The sequence below is a fragment of the Lunatimonas lonarensis genome (assembly GCF_000390185.1).
Classification (GTDB): Bacteria; Bacteroidota; Bacteroidia; order Cytophagales; family Cyclobacteriaceae; genus Lunatimonas; species Lunatimonas lonarensis.
Genome location: NZ_AQHR01000085.1, coordinates 155,107 through 173,201, shown reverse-complemented (window position 1 = coordinate 173,201; position 18,095 = coordinate 155,107). Strand labels below are relative to the sequence as shown.

Below are 18,095 nucleotides of genomic sequence, written 5' to 3'. Positions count from 1 at the left end.
GGTGGATTAATCAGAACGAAGGGGGAAATTTGCGTACCAAGCCATAAAAAAATCCCCCAATTTTAAAAACTGGGGGATTTTTTTTGATTTAACGGCCCATAGTGAGCCTTGTCTGTGCAGCATTATGAGCTGGATCGGAGAGTCGAATGGCCACCCCTCCCTCCGTGTGGATACTCCGATCTATGGCAAGGGTCAACTGGTGTTTACCTTGTACCAGCCGGACTATGGCCGTATTCCCAATAAAGGAAACAGGTTCACTCCCGTTCCAAAGCTCAAGGCCTGTCCCCAAATTCGCCGTTAATCCCAGATCTCCCGAAGTAAGCACTTCGATTTCAAACTGTACGAGACTGCGTTTTTTGCCATCACCGAGCTCGATAATCGGAATTTCTTCCAAGGGAAGATCTCCTGCCACCCTGCTGTAATTGGAACCCAACCTTAATCGATAGTCGGTGGATAGCAGCTTATCAATGCCGTCGTTTTCCCATCGCTGACCCAATTCTTGGTTGGCTGAAGCGACTCTCCAGCGGCGTACAAATCGTTCGGTGGGAACACGGTATTTCCCCGACTCACCTAACTTGGACAAGTAGCCGATCAAGTCAATAAACTCTTTTCGTTCGAGGCTGGCGGTCAATCCCGGAGGCATCAATGAACCTGGAACATTCTCATGGGAACTGATTTGCGATTTTGGAATGCGTTCTTCCATGCCGGCGACATTTCTTAGCACCACCTCTGTTCCTCCGTCGGCTACCAAATAACCCATAGCCACCGAGCCATCGTTTTTGGTGATTTTCTGCAATTCGTATCCTTCCTTGATCGACTCAGCGGGGTCTACGATTGACCGGATGATATTGTCTATCGGAGAACTGGTGCCCAATGAACTAAGATCAGGGCCAATCAAGCCGCCGGCCCCACCAATCGCATGACATGTCTGGCATGCCAGAGCCGTCTTTCGGTAAATGGCCTCACCCAGCTCCGGGTCGGCGGTATTTTTTACCTGCTGAACCAGTGCATAGACTTGACTCTCATTGAGCTGCTGTGGCATACGCTCAGGGGGCAAAACACCCCCAGATGCCTCCAGTGCTTTACGTAGTGCCTGACTTACATGGTTGTTTTGGCGGAACCAACTAATATGCCGCATGGATTGTCTGCCCAACTTGGCCATTTCGGCAGGAATTCCCTGCTTTTCCAATCGGGCAGTCAACGCAGCTACAAAATCATCCTGTGCCATAAACGCACCGAAAAGTTCCGCCGCTTCGCGTTCCTCTGGTTTTGTTTCCATAAGCTTTACCGCCAGATCCGCAGCCTTCGTCGGGTTTACTGGGACCAATTGTGCGGTGGCCAGGACGCGTAGCTCTTCGGATTTCCCTCTTTCTGCCATTTCCAAAAGCAATTGGTGACCCTTTGGGTCGGTCATCATAGCAAGTGTCCGAAGTGCCGCAACCTTAATGTCCCGGTCACCGGTTTCGATAATTGAGACCAATCTCATAATCAGTTCAGTCCGGTTCCACAGGCCCGCTAACTGAAGCGAGATGGTGGAGATTTGTGTGTCACCATGCTCTACAAGTGTTCCGATCCTGCCTGGTTGGTTGTCAGGAATTAGCTTTCGTTGGGTCGCTGCCTGACGAAGTGCAGTAAGCCTCGCCAATGTCTTGGACTTGGAACCGCTTTCTGCTAACGTCTTTTCGAACAACGTATTCAGATCGGCAATGTTACCATGGCGGGCTATGGCTGCCAAGACGTCAGATTGAAAGTTTTCCGGCACTTGGTCCCCAATATAAAGGTTGGTTAGATGATTGATCGCTTGCGGGTTCTTAACAGATTTCAGGGCATAGGAAGTCCGCTTGGAATCGCCAAGATATTCCCTGTTTTTTTCAAATTCCGGCATCCACACCGGCTCTAGCATTCGAACCGAATTCCAGAGTGCAAAATCTAGGTATTCGTCCATGGGATGATCCAAGACGGATAGAGCAAGTTTTGCCGATTTAGCTTCATTGATCTTACCTAGTGCGGTAATGGCTTCTAGCCGAACACGCGGGTGAGAGTCAGAAACGGCCTTTTCCAGCAAAGAAATATAAGATGGGACCTTACGGTTCCAGGCAGATAGCACTCGAACAGCAGCTGCGCGTGCATTGCCCTCTTTAGCTTGGAGCAATTGAGTCAGCAAATTGGTGTTGGTGATACCTCTAATTTGGGAAACCCAAAGCCCTTCGAGAAGGTGGTGTTCATATTCTGAATGGGCTTTGTCTAGATTGTCTATCCATTGGGTTAAGGCTTCATCCACACCCGATCTATTTTTGAGTACTTGTTTGGCCATGGTCCTTGTCCAAGCCTCAGGTGACTTCAGCGCATCCAACAACTGCTTGACCGAATAGGAGTTTAGGTTCGGCACGGGTAATGTTTCGCTGTTTTGGACAGTAATCCGCCAGATCCGGCCATGTTGTTGGTCCCTGCGAGGGTCGTGGAAGTCTACCTCGCCATGCTGTATGATGGGATTGTACCAATCTGCCACGTAAATCGCCCCATCAGGCCCGACCAGGATGTCAACAGGCCTGAAGCCAATATGATCTGTCCAAAGTAGGTCTTCCACTTGTTTGGAAACAAACCCACTGCCCTGGTCCTCAAGTACAAACCGGTTTATTCGGTTGGCCCTAAAATCGTTGGTGATCAAACTACCCTCCCACGAGGAGGGCAAATGCCTACCTGAAACAATATCCAGGCCGCTATGCTTTGGTTGTCCTGGGTTAAGGCCGCGGATGATACGCTCTGCTCCAGGTGCGGTGACAAACGTCGCCTCCGGAAAAGCGAAATTTATTCCCTCACCTCCTGCGCCGTCCGTCAAAAACGACTGCCCCCAGCGGTCAAATTGTAGCCCCCACGGGTTGATAAGTCCTCGGGCAAATACATTTAATTCCATCGTTTTTGGGTTAAACTGCCATACCCCGCCGCCTTCCAGACGACGTACTCCCCAGGGAGTCTCCACGTGGCTGTATATGTAAATAGACTGGTTGAAATACATCAGTCCGTCCGGACCCCATCGAAAGGTATGGATAAGGTGGTGGGTGTCACCTGTACCAAAGCCGGTAAGCACTCGTTTCCTCACATCGGCCCTACCGTCTCCATTCGTGTCTTTCAAATGAAGTATTTCGGTAGAATTGGCTACATAAACTCCCCCGTCTCCCGGCAGGATTCCGGTTGGAGAAATCAAGCCTTCGGCAAAAAGGGTGGATTTATCTGCCTTGCCGTCACCGTTGGTGTCTTCCAAAACATATACTCGGTCATTTGGGGTTTCTCCAGGCTTTAGGTGTGGGTATACGGTACTGCTGACCACCCACAACCTGCCCTGCTCGTCCCAGTTCATTTGAATTGGCTTCAGTACCATTGGCTCCGATGCAAAAAGATTCACCTCAAAACCCTCAGCCACTTGGAAGGATCGCAATTGATCCTGTACGTCAGGGGAAGGTATATCTCTCAGACTGTTTTGGGCAGAAGTGTTTAAAGAAAACAGCATGAAAAAGATACAGATACTGCATAGGTAGGTAGCTGAAATTCTGCTGCCGATTGGAGAAATACGAGGACGGCAAACGTTTCTCGAATAAGGTAGGTTATTCATTTGTTTATTATTTTAACGTACTTAAAGAACCCAATGCTCGACGTGCGCTGGGGTATTCCTCATAATACATGATTTGGGGCATCACCTTTTATGCGATCACTTGGTTTTTTTCTTGAATTAGTAGAATTGCACTAGGTCTTTTCGAAGCATGGGCATTGACCAATAGATTAATTGATTCGAATTTAATTCAACTTCCTCCCATCCTTAAGGGATAGGCGAGAGTTTAAATTGTACCTGTGTAGGTTTTTTTGCCTCGGTGATCTGCCCTTGTAGCCAGGTGAGTACAATATCAAAATCATCTAAATCCTTCCTGTGTCGGCCTTGTTCGTACTCTCTAAACCCAATAATATAGGTTCGGTTTAGCGGACGGTACTTGAAAAAGAATACTTCATCCTTTCGGTTTAACAACCTTCGTAGATACTCTGACTGTTTCCAATTGCCTCCTTGATGGATCGGAACTCCCTCTGCCCAGGCCTTTGAAGAGGCGGATGCAACGTGCTCACCATTGGCTGTTAGCTCGTAGAATCCTTTTTTGAGCCCTTTTATAGTGAGTACGGGGGCAGCGAATTCACTTGATTCCTGAACTTTTGGCAGCGGTTTTGGTAATAGGTTTTCTTCCGTTCGGAAGCTGAGACGTCCGTTTTTTGGGTCGAATGAGTCCACAAAGACTCGCTGAGAGCTATTGATTGTGCCATCTGGGTTTATGGTTAGGTTTTTACTGCTGGTCGATAAGCCCAGTGATTTTTCAACTTCTTCACTTAGAAAGTAATAGCCCGCCTCATTGAGGTGCAATCCGTCGTCGGATGCGACAAAGTCGATCGATAAAAAGGGCTGCATTAGATCAATATAAATACCTCCATGTTTTTGGGCAGACTGGGCGATCTTATCTGCATAGCGCTGCAATTCCCTATTTCTCGCTTCAATGTATTCAGGAGTTGCCCCGCCGAATTGGGGTATCGGGGAAAGAAGGATCACTTTGCTGCCCAACTCTTCAAATTTGGCCAGCAGTTTTTCCAGCCCTTCGGCAAATTTTTCGAGTCCTGCCACCCCGTCATGTGCCTCCACTCCGCCGTAAGCGACAATCGCATGCGTGGGATTGGCCTCGCTGATTTGGCTCATCAATAGTTCATAGGGTGAAGGAGGGGAGGTGTAATAGCTCCTAGCATCTCCAAACACATTGTCGCCAGACCACCCCAGGTTCCGAAAGGTTATGCTTTGCTCAGGCCAATGCCTGCTTAGGCCAAACTCCAAATAATTATAGAACTGCTCGTTTTCGGCAAGCGCATTTCCAAGAATAATTATACGGTCTCCTGTTTTGAGTTCCAGGATTGGGTTTGTTGTTTGGGATAAAACGTCGGGTGCAGGGATCACTAAAAGGGCTGCAAATAAAAATGGTAACAATCTACCCTGAGCAAGGTATGTTTGCATGATTTGGTGTTGGTTTCTTTTAGGAATAGTTGTTTTATGTTAACGTGCGTAAACGAAAGATATCCTCTTTGCTTCTCTACGGTTTTTCTGTTTTTTCACGACGGCAATATCCAAAAAGATGGGCATTTGTCGATGGTGTTTTAGACAATATGTTGTTAGATTCTTGTTGGCGGTCTAATCGGTTGATGGGACCTCTTTATAAATTCTTACATAGTCCACCTCAAATGTTCTGGGAAAATCGGTTCCAGAAGGATCTCCTCCGTTACTTCCGATGGCTAGGTTTAGCAGGAGGTAGTGTGGCTGGTGAAACGGATTGAAGCCATCGGGATTGATTGTTCGACTAAGATCAATCTCATTTAAAAGCCTTCCGTCTAAATAAATACGGATATAGGAAGAGGTCCAATCCATCTCCCAAATATGAAAGTGCTTTACCCAATCGGCGTTGCCCAAGGATATATCCGAAAGAGGTATTTTTACCTCGTCCCAAGCGGCTCGCTCACGTGCATGGGCCCATGCGGCGTTTGCTAGTATCGTAGGGATTCCATTTGATAGGTAGTATTCCATAATGTCAATCTCGCCGTTGGCAGGCCAGCCACGGTCAACACCCAAGGTCCAAATAGCCGGCCACATGCCCATAGCGGTGTCAATTTTTGCCCTAACTTCCACCCAGCCAAATTTGAATTCAAACTTCCCACCGGTATGCAAACTGGACGAAGTGTAGTCTATGAATTCTCGCTGATGACGCCAGTCAGGATGGGATGGGTCGAAAATAGGACTTGCCCGTCGTTCTCTTGTTCCGGTGATTATCAGTTTCCCATCTATCACGACTGCATTTTCTTCCTGGTACCATTGTAGTTCATGGTTTCTGACAAAGCCTTTCTCAAAGCCCCAATTGGACGTATCGGGAGCTCCGTCGCGATCAAATTCCTCAGACCAAACCAATTCGTATCCTTTTTTTTGTGGGGTAGGATTCATGTTGGGTAGTTGTTGTCCTTTAATCGGATTGCAGAGGAAACCTAGGCAGATCACTCCAAAAAAAGTATTAAATTTTTTATTTAGATTATGAATCATAAAATATTGATAAACAATTTATTAAAATTCATTTTTTAGTTTAATCTAAATTTAACAAAGTTGATTTTTAATCGATTCTTTACCAGGTAGATTTTCCTAATTGGCGGTCATTCTGGTTTTGCTACTCCTTTAAGCAGGCCAACTAGGCAACCAAATTTTATTTTTTGACATAAGTTGGTTTTCTTTGTTGCATTGAGTAGTTAAAAAAACAAATTAACTAAAAATGATCCATATCCTTCGGAATTATCTCTTTGGTTTTGTATTGTCCGGTATTGGGTTTTCTGTAGCCTATGCCCAGTCTGCCGATTTTGTGTACGGGGATTTGTTGCCGGACGCTCCTGAGTTGGCAGCGAGAGGTGAATTCAGCGTAGGTGTACGGACGGTGACCTGGTCAAATCCCAACCAATGGGATATTCAGTCTTTCGCAGCCGATTCAACGCCTCGTTATGACCGGCAAATAACGGTCGAAATATGGTACCCTAGTGGCGCCGAAAAAGGGGCCGGGCTGACTGTTTACGAAGACGCTATGGGTATCAACGGCGATCCAAATCGTCCCCTTATCCCATTTAAGTTTCAAGGCAGATCCCTTCGTGATGCGGAGCCCTTTCTTCCAGCAGGCCCCTTTCCGTTGGTCATAGTGTCGCATGGTTTTCTCGGTTCACGGTATTTGATGTCCTACCTTACAGAAAACCTGGCCTCGAAGGGATACGTGGTCGTAGCGATTGATCATCCTGAATCCACGTTTCAGCAGCCTGGAAAGTTTGTCAGTACCCTGTATTACCGTGCGTTGGATGACCTGTACGTACTGGATCAGGTGGCGAAATATGCCGATGGTCAATCTGGAAGTTTTCTTTCGGGTCTGGTGGATGTAAACCGAACGGCCCTTGTTGGTTACTCCATGGGAGGCTATGGTGTCCTCAACGCGGCGGGCGCGGGTTACAGTCAAATGCTCGGGCGAATGGTAGCACAGTTTGCCGGGGGCAGCTCGATCATGGATAATCGGATTTTTTCCCATCCAGGGTATGTGCCACTTACCGATACAAGGGTTAAAGCCATCGTGGCATTTGCACCTTGGGGAATGCAACGTGGGGCCTGGGATGAGGATGGTTTGAAAGGGGTCAGCATTCCCACATTTCTGGTGGCCGGAGACCAGGACGACATTTCAGGGTATGAGGATGGTGTCAAAGCCATCTATCAGGGACTTTCCAATTCCAGGCGGTACATGTTGGTTTACCAGCAAGCTAGACATAATGTAGCTCCCAATCCTCCACCGACTGCGTCTTTTGCGGATGGGATACATGGAGAGGAATACATGCGGTATGCCGAACCTGTCTGGGACGAGCGTAGAATCAATAACATCAATCAACATTTTCTGACGGCTTTTTTGGGGATTTACCTGAAAGATGAACAGGGTTTGGCAGAGTACCTAGACCTTTCCGTAGATTCTTTATCGGAGACTTGGAAAGGTTTTAAGCCAAGAACTTCCATTGGGATGCAACTTCACAGGGCTTCCCCTGAATAGTAGGCGAAAAGGGTTGTAGAAGGTATGTTTTACAACAGAGGTATAGTTATGAGGTACTGGGTTTCGATTACATTGGTCATATCGTTGGTTTTTGCTTTGACAGCTGCAGCGAGTGCGCAGGAGATGACGGTTCCGTTTGAGGTTTCACAGAAATTGACTCAACTGATTGACCATTACTCAAAAGCCAGGGAGGAACGTGATACGCTCTTGCTTAAGGAAATTTTAACCAATGATATCGATCAGCTAGTATCCTCGGGTGAGTGGCGTTTGGGAATTGGAGTGGCGATAGAGGGAATGCAACGAAGCTCCGCTACCAACGAAGGAACGCGAACCTTAGCGGTAGAGCGAATCAGGCTGATTAATCCTTCCGTAGCGGTGATAGATGCACGCTATACGATAGAGCCGGAGGGAGGTTTGGCCATTCGGCGGATGTGGAGCACTTTTATAGCTGTGGAGGAAGAAGGTAAATGGAGGATTGCTGGAATCCGTAATATGCTTCCAAGCGGGACACAGTAGCCAACCTATCCTCCTCGATTGATAGATTGCCTTGGAATTTTGGAGGAAGGCGAATTTTTTTCTTTCTTTAGCTAATGGAGGAGATGTTACGTTCGGCTTACTGGCCTTTTTTCCTGCTTTTATCCAGTATGTGCTTGGTTGTCTTGTTGATAGGCAGGCTCAGGATACCTCCATTTATTGCATTGATTATTGCTGCCCTTTTTGTGGGCTTACTTACCCCGGACTTACCTTTGCTTACAGGTCAAACATGGCTGAATACAGCGTTGGAATTGCCATTGGTGGAGTTTGGCACAATGGCCGGAAAGATTGCTTGGGTGATTGCTCTGGCGGCGGTGATTGGTGTCGCCATGCTTGAAAGTGGCGGGGCTCAAAGAATTGTGCATGATTTGTTGCGCTATTTGGGAGAAGGTAAGGCCGCATTTGCCCTTCTTTTGTGCGGCTTTATTTTGTCCATTCCTGTTTTTTTTGACACCGTTTTTTTCTTGCTGATACCCTTAGGAATAGCTCTGGCACGAAAAACTGGCAAAGACTACCTTTGGTATGTGTTGGCTATTGGGGGTGGTGCTGTGATCAACCACAGCATTGTTCCTCCAACGCCCGGACCGCTGATAATGGCCGAAACATTGGGTTTGGATTTGGGTTTTGTGATTTTGACAGGATTGGTTGCAGGTCTGATACCCTCTGCGATGGTTTGGACCATCGGAAGACGAATAAACAGAAGGATGCCGTTGCCGGTTCGAACGGATGTAGGTGTGGACAACCTTGTCCTAGTACTTCCCGGACTTCTGCCTTCCCTTACGCCTATATTTTTGCCGGTAGTATTGATCGGATCTTCATCGATGATAACGTTGGTAAGTGATACCATTCCTCCATGGGTAGTTTTCTTGGGAAACAAGAATATCGCCATGGGACTCGGGGCCTTTGCGGCTGTTGTTCTGTTGGCCAAAGGTAGGGGTTTGGGAAGGGAAGCACTTTGGCAACGTGTTTCCAAGCCTTTGGAGGTTGCAGGGGTTATCATTCTGATTACCGGCGCAGGAGGAGCCTATGGTGCCATGATCGGACATACAGGTATAGGGCAATTGATCGGTATGCTGGCAGAGCGGTTTCATATACACTACATCCCACTCGCATGGTTGCTGGCAGCTATGTTTAAGACAGCACAGGGGTCAGGTACGGTAGCAATGATTGCCTCGTCCTCCATAATGTTGGGCATGTTACACACAGGACCACCGCTTACCTTTCATCCAGTCTATTTGTTTTTGGCGATGGGTTTTGGATCTGTTTTTATATCTTGGATGAACGATAGCGCTTTCTGGGTAGTATCGAGAATGAGTGGGTTTAGCGAAAAGGAAACCCTTAAGACTTGGACGTTCCTTTTGGCACTGATCGGATTGATCGGACTGTTACAAGTAATGTTGGCCGCTTGGCTTTTCCCGATGCAGTAAATCGTAAAGGAGGCCAATAGAATATCCTGCTTGGATCGGTTTTACCCGTAGTGGTCAGGCCAGTCCATATCAAGGGTTCGGTTGTACCGGTCTATGGATTGGCGGTCCTAATAATTTGCGCAACCAAACAAATAACCATAGAAAGTATGCATACAGTAATTATTGGAGGAGGTGGCTTTGTAGGAAGTAGGTTGGCCAAGGAGTGGGTTGGGCAGGCTTCCTTTAAGGATGACCCAAGCAGTAGATTGACGCTCATAGACATGGGCTTTTCTGACGAGCTCATCGAGGATAGCCGCTTTGAGCTGGTTGTCGGCGATTTTAGCGAGGAACGGGTCATCCGGCCTGTGTTGACCCAACGGCCCGACGTGATTTTTCATTTGGCGGCGATCGTTAGTGGAGAAGCCGAAAAGAACTTTGAGCTTGGCATGAAGGTTAACCTGCATGGTTCGTTGCAGTTACTGGAAATCTGCCGCGAACTCGCCCACAAACCGAGGCTGATATTTGCCAGTTCCTGCGGGGTTTTTGGAGGAGATGTCACCCAAGTGGTTGAGGATACCACGGCCCCGAAGCCAAGGAGTTCTTACGGCACCCAAAAAGCAATCGTTGAGTTACTGGTAAATGATTATTCCAGGCGGGGTTTCGTGGATGGAAGAACGCTTCGTCTGCCTACGATAACGGTTCGTCCCGGTAGGCCCAATGCAGCAACATCCTCCTTTCTTAGCGGAATCATACGGGAGCCATTAAATGGGGTGGCTACCACCTATCCGGTGACCGAAGATGCGGCATTTTGGCTATTGTCCCCGAGAAGGCTGGTCCAGAACCTGCTGCATGCGTCCGTATTGGAGGAAAAATTGCTGGGCGATGATCGAGTGATCACCCTGCCGGGCATCACTGCGTCGGTAGGTCAGCTTTTGGAAAGCCTGCGCCGTGTTGCCGGACCTGAAGTAGCCGACAGGGCAGTTTACGAGCCGGACGAATTCCTTCAGCGGATTGTGCTTACCTGGCCTCCCCATTTTTTACCCGATAGGGCGTTGGCATTGGGGTTTGTCAGGGATAATTCTACCGAAGAAATAATCCGAAATTACATAGAGGAAGAGAACATTAACACTACCAACTACCAATGATTGGGGATAAAAAAATTGCGTTGATCACCGGGGCAGGATCCGGTATCGGAAGGGCGGTCGCCTACGCGCTGGACCAGCAAGGCTGGACATTGGTGCTTGCAGGCAGACGTCTGGAAAATCTGCAAGGAACCGCCGAGATGTGCGAGGGAAAAGAAGCGATGGCTGTGGCCTGTGATATCACCTCGGCTGAGGGTGTTCGGTCCTTGTTTCGACAGATTGAAGTTCATTTTGGACGCTTGGATCTACTCTTTAACAATGCGGGAATAAATGCGCCGTATGTTCCGCTTGAGGAACTTTCTTTGGAGGTCTGGCAACGTGTAGTGGATACCAATTTGACAGGTGCCTTTCTCTGTACGCAGGAGGCTTTTCGCCTGATGAAAAAACAGCAGCCCGCTGGCGGTAGGATAATCAATAATGGTTCTATATCCGCCCATGTGCCTCGACCCCTTTCTATTGCCTACACCGCTACCAAGCATGCCGTAACAGGACTCACCAAATCCACCTCCCTGGATGGTAGGAGATACGGAATCACTTGTGGACAGATTGATGTAGGCAATGCTGCCACGGCCATGACCCAAAAAATGTCATCGGGGGTTTTACAGGCGGACGGTACGATCAAACCTGAACCTACCATGGATATGGCAGATGTAGGCAGGGCAGTGGCCTATATGGCCGGCCTGCCTGCGGATACCAATATTCCATTCATGACCATCATGGCAAACGGAATGCCCTATATGGGACGGGGGTAGGTGAAGGAAAAGAACCGATTGTTTATTGGTGTTTGGGGTTTCGGTTGCTGCATATCCATGTGGCAACCCGCTTTCCCAAGCCCTCTCCTTTGAGCAAAAAATGCTCGTCCATTTCTTTGCCCCCAAAGTCCCCTTCCCCAGTTATGGCAGATGCGCCAAAGGAAGATTCTACCTCTTCTCCGCCCATGATGACCATACCATGAATTAACATGGACCGGATGAGACTGAACATGACGTGTTCCTCTCCGATCGAAAACCCTCCTCCGGTGACAAAGACTGCTCCGAGCTTATCCTTAAATGGCCGGTTTTCAAATGGCCAGGTATTGATAAATTCCTGCACTTGGGGCGGCATATTGCCGTTATAAACGGGTGATCCAAGGATAATGGCTTCGGCCAAAAGGAGCTCTGACTCCGTTACTTCTTGGATTGGCTTTACTTGGAACGCCACGCAGGTAGAAGCCGATACGCCTCGTGCTATTGCTTCGGCCATCGTTTTTGTGTTGCCTGACTGGGAATAATAGGTGATCAACACAGAGGGGAGGTCTTGGGCGATGGAGGCAAAATGTAAAATCAGTAAGGACAGCTTGATTATAATAAATCGATACATAATACAATAAATCGATTGGTTGACGAGAAGGTACTTTTCTGTCCAAAGATAGCAAAATAGATATATTGTCCGCGGTGGCGAAAATGACAAGAAGTAGGCAATTCAATTCGAAGAAATAAGGTGTTTTCGCGAATGATTAGGCTGGCATATGGTTTGCATCAAACAATATTTTTGATTCGTTTGCAAAACCATTCGGCTTAGTACCAGTTTTAAAAATTCCGATGATTTTAGAAAAAGTCTGCGTTTTACGGTTAATTTTGACGAAGCTATGATTAAAAAACAGGAAAAGAGGATTATTCCCCTCGTAAATCCCGAGGAGGAGGCGTTTTTTGCGGGACCTCAAAGTCGAATCAAAGATTTTAAATTTAGCCTGAAGGTCTTACTGGAGTTTGTTAGGGGATTCAGGACCCTTCACTTTGTAGGCCCCTGCATCACGGTCTTTGGTTCTGCCCGATTTGAGGAAAAGGATTCCTTCTATCAGCTGGGCGTAACGGTGGGCGAACGAATAAGCAAGCTGGGTTTTACGGTTATGACGGGAGGCGGGCCCGGCATAATGGAAGCGGCAAACCGCGGCGCAAAACAAGCCGGAGGAAAATCAGTGGGATGCAACATCGTTCTTCCTTTTGAACAGTTTCCAAATGCCTTTCTGGATCGTTACATGGATTTCAAGTATTTCTTTGTGCGTAAGGTTCTTCTGTCAAAGTATAGCTACGGTTTTGTCGTTTTGCCTGGGGGGTTCGGTACCCTCGATGAATTTTTCGAAGCGTTGACGCTTATTCAAACCGAAGTAATGAAGCGTTTCCCCGTTGTCCTTATGGGGACCCAATTTCACCGTCATATTTATCAGCACATTTTGTATATGGCAGAAGTAGGTACCATTAGCAAGGAAGACCTCGATTTGTTTCTGCTCACAGATGATGTAGACGAAATGGAGAAACATCTCCGCAAGTATGCAATCGAAGGGTTTGGATTGAAAAGGAGGGAAGAACTGACGCCTTCACCTTTGCTCGGAGAAAGGGGTTAACCCCGATCTATTCCGTAAGGAAGGCTACCAAATTCTTAATTTCCTGATTTGATAATCCGGTAAGCAGGCCCTCCGGCATGGTTGACCACTGTAGGATTTCCCGTGATTTCAACCGGTTTTCGGGAAGGGCGATTGTTTTCCCATTATGTGAAGTCTGTATTTGCAGCGTGGTTCCTTCCTGCCTGCCGATTTTTCCCTCTAGCGTTCTGCCATCGGTCGTTTCGAAATGAAAGGTTTCATATCCCTCCCTGATTGACGCATTTGGGTCGATTACATGTAGCAGGAGGTAATTGATATCCTTCAAATCATAGCCGGATAGATCCGGGCCAATAATTCCTCCAGGACTGTTGTATCTATGACACGACAGGCATTTGTTCTGGAAGATTTGCCTACCTGCGTGGCTATCTCCTTTGCTGCCGGTTAATGCCTTACTTACCCGCTGAATTTCAGTTTTCTTATCGTCCGCAGTCCAGGGGATACTTTCCGGCCATAGTTTTTTCGCTTTCTGCGAAACCTGTGTATCGGAAAGCAGAAGGAATTTTCTGGCCAAGAGGTACGGCACGTCTGTTGTGTGGATGGTACGGGATTCTTCGACTTCTCGAAAAAATGCCAACGCCCAGTCCTTTCTAACCGAAAAGAGATGAATGGCGGCTTCCCGTACGTATTCATCCGCTCGAATGGTAGGATACATGGCAGCGAGTTTATCGCCTATATCGGCTGCCGGGTAGCTTTCCAACGCGTGGATGGAGGCTTGCTTAATAGCAGAAGAGGGGTCTTTTTGAACCAGTGACAACAGGGATGGGACGGCATTTGGAATATCCACTTCCCCAAAAAGTGATATATAGGCCAAACGGAGAGGTAGGGGGGCCTCCTTTTTTTGGATGATTTGTATAGCCGATTCGATTGCCAGGCTATCTCCTTGCCTAACGGCCAGGGTAAGTGGCGCGTTACCGAAGCTATTCTGATGGGCGTTTAGTTTTGTCTTTAAGCTTTCAGGAAGATTCACCGACGCAATTCCTCTCAAGCCTTCCATAATTCCATCAACCACAAGCGATTCTTTTCCTGCGGTGATGGCAAGCGAGAGTAATCTCTCACATGCGTTATAATCAGCCGCCTTATCGGACATAATCCAACGTTGTGCAAGCTTTGTTAGGATAACCTGAGAAACCATCTTGTTTTTCCAGTACCCTTTGTTTTCGAAAAGTGTTAACAATCCATCGTTGTCTTGTCCGGCTACTTGTTCCACTGCCCACCATAGCTGCATTGGTATGTCGGGGTCGTCTTCCAGTCCTTTTTTCTGCAATAGATTTTCGATGATAGGTAAGGCTTGGGATGGAGGCAGGCGTTTAGCGGTGGCAGTTAATTGACTGATGACCTCCGGGTGAACCTCTATGAGGGATAGATCGGTGATTTTTTTTGCTGTTTTTTCAGAGAGTTGATTTCTGTCTCCTACCAGTCGTATCGTCCAAGCTCTCACAAACGGATCCTGATGCGCTAGGGCCACGAGTGCCTGCTTCTCATCCAGCCCACCCGAAAGGTTCAATGCCCACAAGGCTTCCAGTGCCAGTTGGCCATTGGTTTCGTTCAATAGCGTTTGAAGTCTTGGAATGGCATCTTTGTCTCTACGGTCTCCCAATATGCGGAGGGCCTGCTGTCGGTACCACTTGTTTTCGTGAGCCAGCAATTGGATCAGATCCTCAATGCTTAGGCGGCTGAGGTCCCCGATCGTATAGCCAATGGTACCGCCTTTCTTTCCGATTCGATAAATTCTTCCGCTGCTTTTGTGCCAGGTGTCCCTGGGATCCACGTGGGTAAGCCTACTGTCGTACCAGTCGGTAAGATATACATTTCCATCCGGCCCGGTTTTGATGTCGATAGGCCGAAACCATTTATCATCCGAATACAGGGCTATGTCTTCGTCTATTGTCCTGAAAGAAGATCCCAGGGGTTCAAGACGGGTCACTTGCAAGTAGTTGTGCAACGGATTTATCGCCAATAGTTTCCCATGGTATCTTTCGGGAAGGGAATTGGCCTCATAGCGAACCAACCCGTGAGTGAACCGTTGTGGTTTTCCCTCAAGGGGCATATTTGGTAAGACACCAAAGGCATAGGGATTTGTCAATGGTCCGTGCTTGCCCCAGCTTTTGATATAGTAGCCTCCCTGTTTATAATAGGGTCCCCTGTCCGATCCGTTGGATCCGGAAAAGATCCGACCCTTGCTGTCAAATTCGAGGTTAAAAGGATTGTTTCCGCCACCCTCCGCAAAAAGCTCGAATACCTCTGATTCTGGATGCAACCGCCAGACCGCCTGCCCCAAAAAATCGATGTTGTTGGATGCACTGGTAGTTATGGAGGCTGTAGTGGTACTTCCCTGTACGCCATAAAGCCACCCATCTGGCCCCCAAGTAAGGCTATTTGCCACAGCATGGGTATCTTCCAGGCCAAATCCCGAGGCATGTACCTTGGGATCGCCGTCCGGAATGCCGTCATCGTTTGCGTCTGGATAGGAGATAAGGTAAGGGGGGGTAAGAACCCAAATTCTTCCTCTCCCGATATTGACCGAAGTGGCAATGTTTAGCCCGGTAATGGCATCGGTGGATTTATCAAATACGCCGTCTCCGTTGGTATCTTCAAAGAATGTGATTTTATCTGCACCTTTCACTCCGACGGGTGGAGCTTCAGGAATTTTGTCAAATAAAACCCGTGTATGATTGTCAATGGAAGTGATCCTTAGTCCTTTTGGGTAGGGGTATTGATTGTATTGCACGACCCACAGCCTTCCCTTGTGATCAAAGTTCAGTTCGACTGGTTGGGAAACCGCTGGTTCGGCTAATACCAATGTAATATCGAGATCCTCCGCGGTTTCAAAACGTAGTAGTGCTTCCTTAGGATCGAGAGGTAGGGCAAGCGAATCCGTTACAGCCCCCCTACCTTCAAAATTTTTCATGTAATCCGCAACCTCTTTGTTTGCGGCATATTCAAAAGCCCAGTCTTCTTTTTTTTCGACGCAAGCCAGAACACAGCCCGTGAGTATAAAGATTGTGGAGAGAGATTTTAATCGGGCCTTTATCATTCATTAAAAATACTCAAAAGCATAGAAATAAAAAAAGGCCGGAGAAAACACCGACCTTTTTATTTTACGCTTTCGCTTCCCTTAACCACTTCATCAGGGTTTGGTAAGTGATGTCGTTTTCTTTGCAGAAATCAACTTTGCTAACTTGGTTGGCCTCTGCTTTGCTCCAAGCGTCCATCAAGGCAGCTTTCTCCTCACTTGTGTAAGTTTTACGGGTTCTTGTACCGCTCTTCTTTCCGCTTTCAAAGCCAAAAATATGATTAAGCAATTCAAGAAATTTAGATACATCCGACTTAGATTCTATGCCCATTCCTTTTAGATATTCGATGGCCGAATCGTTGGAATTTTTGATAGTAACTTTTTTTCCGCCTTTATAAGCCTCTTCGACTGACTTATATCGCTTGCCGTCCTCGTCTTCGTAAATAAACGGTGATTCATTTGCCAATAGTTGGCTGTACTCCTTTACAAACTCCTTGATAGTTCCCATATTTGATTAAGTAAATTACGTTTAATTGTACAAATTTATAAAATAGATTTTAACAAACAACCACTTGTACAATCTATGTTTTAAATTTTGTTGATTGTTATAAACGTTAACTGAATCTATTCAATTATATTGTATATGGTTTCAAGAAAGATTTTTTACGCGGAGTTGTTGTTAGGTTGTTTTACTGGTTGTATGCTGGTTGGGAGCGGAACGGCAAGATCGATCTGGGATTTGGTTTTTAAATTAGTTTCGATTTGATGTCCTTCGCCAATCATTTTTCTTTAATTTTAGATTCGATATCAAAACAAAAGTTTTACCCTATAAACGACTGCTGTTACATGACCCAAATATCTAAACCCGTAAGAATCCTTGTTGTTGGCTGTGGAAACATGGGATCCTCCCATGCGTTGGCCTATCATCAGCTACCTGAATTTGAGATAGTTGGTTTGGTCTCTGGAGGAAAGTCAAAGGAAATTTTAAATAATAAGCTAGGTGCCACCTACCCACTCTATGACGATTATTACCAGGCAATGGGCCTAACCAAGCCGGATGCGGTGAGTATATCGACCTATCCGGACACCCACGAGGCCTACGCAGTGCATGCCATTGAGCAGGGTTGTCATGTATTTGTCGAAAAGCCCCTTGCCGATACCGTAGAGGGTGCCCAGCGGGTGGTAGACGCCGCTACCAAGCATAATAAGAAACTTGTGATAGGCTATATTCTAAGGCATCATCCGTCATGGGAGCGGTTTATTGCCGAGAGCCACAAATTGGGCAAGCCTTTGGTAATGAGGATGAATCTTAACCAACAAAGTGAAGGAGCTATGTGGACGTTGCACCGCAACCTGATGAAATCCCTCAGCCCTATTGTCGACTGCGGGGTTCACTACATTGACGTGATGTGCCAAATGACCCGATCCAAGCCTAAGCAAGTTTATGCAATCGGCGCACGGCTGACCGAAGAGATTCCGGCAGGCAATTATAACTATGGGAACCTTCAGATTCGCTTTGAGGATGGTTCAGTTGGTTGGTACGAGGCAGGGTGGGGCCCGATGGTAAGTGAAACCGCTTTTTTCATAAAGGATGTATTTGGGCCAAATGGATCTGTTTCGATCGTGGCGAAGGATGCTGGGGGATCCGGAAAATCGGACAGCATCGAAGCGCACACAAAAACAGAGTCGCTTTTGGTTCATAGCGGTGAGTTGACCAAAGACGAGAAATTTGCCAAAGAGGACGAGTGGATAGACTTAACCGATGAGCCAGATCACAACGGATTGTGTAAAAGGGAGCAGGAGTATTTTCTTAAGGCCATCCAAGAAGATATCAACCTACAGGATCACATGATGGATGCTGTAAACAGTCTTAGAATCGCCTTCGCCTGCGATGAGTCGGTGCGAACGGGACAGGTCGTATTCTTGGATTGATGGATTATCGAGTTT

13 protein-coding genes are annotated in these 18,095 nt (G+C 47.2%); 7 read left to right on the top strand and 6 right to left on the bottom strand.

The genetic code is table 11. The features are described from left to right. Window positions 1-88 precede the first annotated feature (88 nt). The 3 genes from ADIS_RS13455 to ADIS_RS13445 all read right to left on the bottom strand — a co-directional run bounded on the left by ADIS_RS13455 (window position 89) and on the right by ADIS_RS13445 (window position 6,013). A complete protein-coding gene (locus ADIS_RS13455) occupies window positions 89-3,508 on the bottom strand; it encodes a PVC-type heme-binding CxxCH protein (RefSeq protein WP_010855101.1) in 3,420 nt (1,139 codons plus the stop codon). Between the two features lie 306 nt (window positions 3,509-3,814). Then, window positions 3,815-5,038: a GDSL-type esterase/lipase family protein gene (locus tag ADIS_RS13450; RefSeq protein WP_010855100.1), complete on the bottom strand. Its 1,224-nt coding sequence runs from the start codon at window positions 5,036-5,038 to the stop codon at window positions 3,815-3,817. 174 nt (window positions 5,039-5,212) lie between these two features. Next, a complete protein-coding gene (locus tag ADIS_RS13445; protein ID WP_238325434.1) occupies window positions 5,213-6,013 on the bottom strand; it encodes a glycoside hydrolase family 16 protein in 801 nt (266 codons plus the stop codon). A 319-nt stretch (window positions 6,014-6,332) separates the two neighbouring features. Between ADIS_RS13445 and ADIS_RS13440 the strand changes: the two genes are divergently transcribed. The 5 genes from ADIS_RS13440 to ADIS_RS13420 all read left to right on the top strand — a co-directional run bounded on the left by ADIS_RS13440 (window position 6,333) and on the right by ADIS_RS13420 (window position 11,465). Continuing rightward, window positions 6,333-7,631, top strand: a complete 1,299-nt coding sequence (locus ADIS_RS13440; RefSeq protein ID WP_010855098.1) for an alpha/beta hydrolase family protein — start codon at window positions 6,333-6,335, stop codon at window positions 7,629-7,631. A 48-nt stretch (window positions 7,632-7,679) separates the two neighbouring features. Then, entirely contained in the window at window positions 7,680-8,147 is a 468-nt protein-coding gene (locus ADIS_RS13435) for a DUF4440 domain-containing protein (RefSeq protein WP_010855097.1), read from the top strand. 74 nt (window positions 8,148-8,221) lie between these two features. After that, window positions 8,222-9,592, top strand: coding sequence for a GntP family permease (locus ADIS_RS13430; protein ID WP_155907448.1), 1,371 nt, complete (start codon window positions 8,222-8,224; stop codon window positions 9,590-9,592). 146 nt (window positions 9,593-9,738) lie between these two features. Next, window positions 9,739-10,716, top strand: a complete 978-nt coding sequence (gene denD, locus ADIS_RS13425) for a D-erythronate dehydrogenase (RefSeq protein ID WP_010855095.1) — start codon at window positions 9,739-9,741, stop codon at window positions 10,714-10,716. Further along, entirely contained in the window at window positions 10,713-11,465 is a 753-nt protein-coding gene (locus ADIS_RS13420; RefSeq protein ID WP_010855094.1) for an SDR family oxidoreductase, read from the top strand. The genes denD and ADIS_RS13420 overlap by 4 nt, the downstream gene beginning before the upstream one ends. A 22-nt stretch (window positions 11,466-11,487) precedes the next feature. On the opposite strand, the gene ADIS_RS13415 is transcribed toward ADIS_RS13420, so the two are convergent. After that, window positions 11,488-12,072: a flavodoxin family protein gene (locus tag ADIS_RS13415; protein WP_010855093.1), complete on the bottom strand. Its 585-nt coding sequence runs from the start codon at window positions 12,070-12,072 to the stop codon at window positions 11,488-11,490. A 268-nt stretch (window positions 12,073-12,340) separates the two neighbouring features. Here ADIS_RS13415 and ADIS_RS13410 point away from each other — a divergent pair, with 268 nt between their 5' ends. Beyond that, window positions 12,341-13,096, top strand: a complete 756-nt coding sequence (locus tag ADIS_RS13410) for an LOG family protein (protein WP_010855092.1) — start codon at window positions 12,341-12,343, stop codon at window positions 13,094-13,096. 7 nt (window positions 13,097-13,103) lie between these two features. Here the strand turns inward: ADIS_RS13410 and ADIS_RS13405 are convergent, their stop codons facing one another. Both ADIS_RS13405 and ADIS_RS13400 read right to left on the bottom strand, forming a co-directional pair. Continuing rightward, window positions 13,104-16,043, bottom strand: a complete 2,940-nt coding sequence (locus tag ADIS_RS13405; RefSeq protein ID WP_238325433.1) for a PVC-type heme-binding CxxCH protein — start codon at window positions 16,041-16,043, stop codon at window positions 13,104-13,106. 190 nt (window positions 16,044-16,233) lie between these two features. Beyond that, the gene (locus tag ADIS_RS13400) at window positions 16,234-16,656 is read right to left on the bottom strand and encodes a hypothetical protein (RefSeq protein ID WP_010855090.1); all 423 of its coding nucleotides are present in this window, start codon (window positions 16,654-16,656) and stop codon (window positions 16,234-16,236) included. Window positions 16,657-16,994: 338 nt separating this feature from the next. Here ADIS_RS13400 and ADIS_RS13395 point away from each other — a divergent pair, with 338 nt between their 5' ends. After that, a complete protein-coding gene (locus ADIS_RS13395) occupies window positions 16,995-18,080 on the top strand; it encodes a Gfo/Idh/MocA family protein (protein WP_010855088.1) in 1,086 nt (361 codons plus the stop codon). Window positions 18,081-18,095: the final 15 nt, after the last annotated feature.

What these genes read in the sequence shown, in the direction of transcription:
- denD (WP_010855095.1), top strand. Translation starts at nt 9,739, where the DNA reads ATGCATACAGTAATTATTGGAGGAGGTGGCTTTGTAGGAAGTAGGTTG.
- ADIS_RS13455 (WP_010855101.1), bottom strand. Translation starts at nt 3,508, where the DNA reads ATGCTGTTTTCTTTAAACACTTCTGCCCAAAACAGTCTGAGAGATATA.
- ADIS_RS13445 (WP_238325434.1), bottom strand. Translation starts at nt 6,013, where the DNA reads ATGAATCCTACCCCACAAAAAAAAGGATACGAATTGGTTTGGTCTGAG.
- ADIS_RS13395 (WP_010855088.1), top strand. Translation starts at nt 16,995, where the DNA reads ATGACCCAAATATCTAAACCCGTAAGAATCCTTGTTGTTGGCTGTGGA.
- ADIS_RS13405 (WP_238325433.1), bottom strand. Translation starts at nt 16,043, where the DNA reads ATGAAAAATTTTGAAGGTAGGGGGGCTGTAACGGATTCGCTTGCCCTA.
- ADIS_RS13415 (WP_010855093.1), bottom strand. Translation starts at nt 12,072, where the DNA reads ATGTATCGATTTATTATAATCAAGCTGTCCTTACTGATTTTACATTTT.
- ADIS_RS13450 (WP_010855100.1), bottom strand. Translation starts at nt 5,038, where the DNA reads ATGCAAACATACCTTGCTCAGGGTAGATTGTTACCATTTTTATTTGCA.
- ADIS_RS13440 (WP_010855098.1), top strand. Translation starts at nt 6,333, where the DNA reads ATGATCCATATCCTTCGGAATTATCTCTTTGGTTTTGTATTGTCCGGT.
- ADIS_RS13430 (WP_155907448.1), top strand. Translation starts at nt 8,222, where the DNA reads ATGGAGGAGATGTTACGTTCGGCTTACTGGCCTTTTTTCCTGCTTTTA.
- ADIS_RS13420 (WP_010855094.1), top strand. Translation starts at nt 10,713, where the DNA reads ATGATTGGGGATAAAAAAATTGCGTTGATCACCGGGGCAGGATCCGGT.
- ADIS_RS13435 (WP_010855097.1), top strand. Translation starts at nt 7,680, where the DNA reads ATGAGGTACTGGGTTTCGATTACATTGGTCATATCGTTGGTTTTTGCT.
- ADIS_RS13410 (WP_010855092.1), top strand. Translation starts at nt 12,341, where the DNA reads ATGATTAAAAAACAGGAAAAGAGGATTATTCCCCTCGTAAATCCCGAG.
- ADIS_RS13400 (WP_010855090.1), bottom strand. Translation starts at nt 16,656, where the DNA reads ATGGGAACTATCAAGGAGTTTGTAAAGGAGTACAGCCAACTATTGGCA.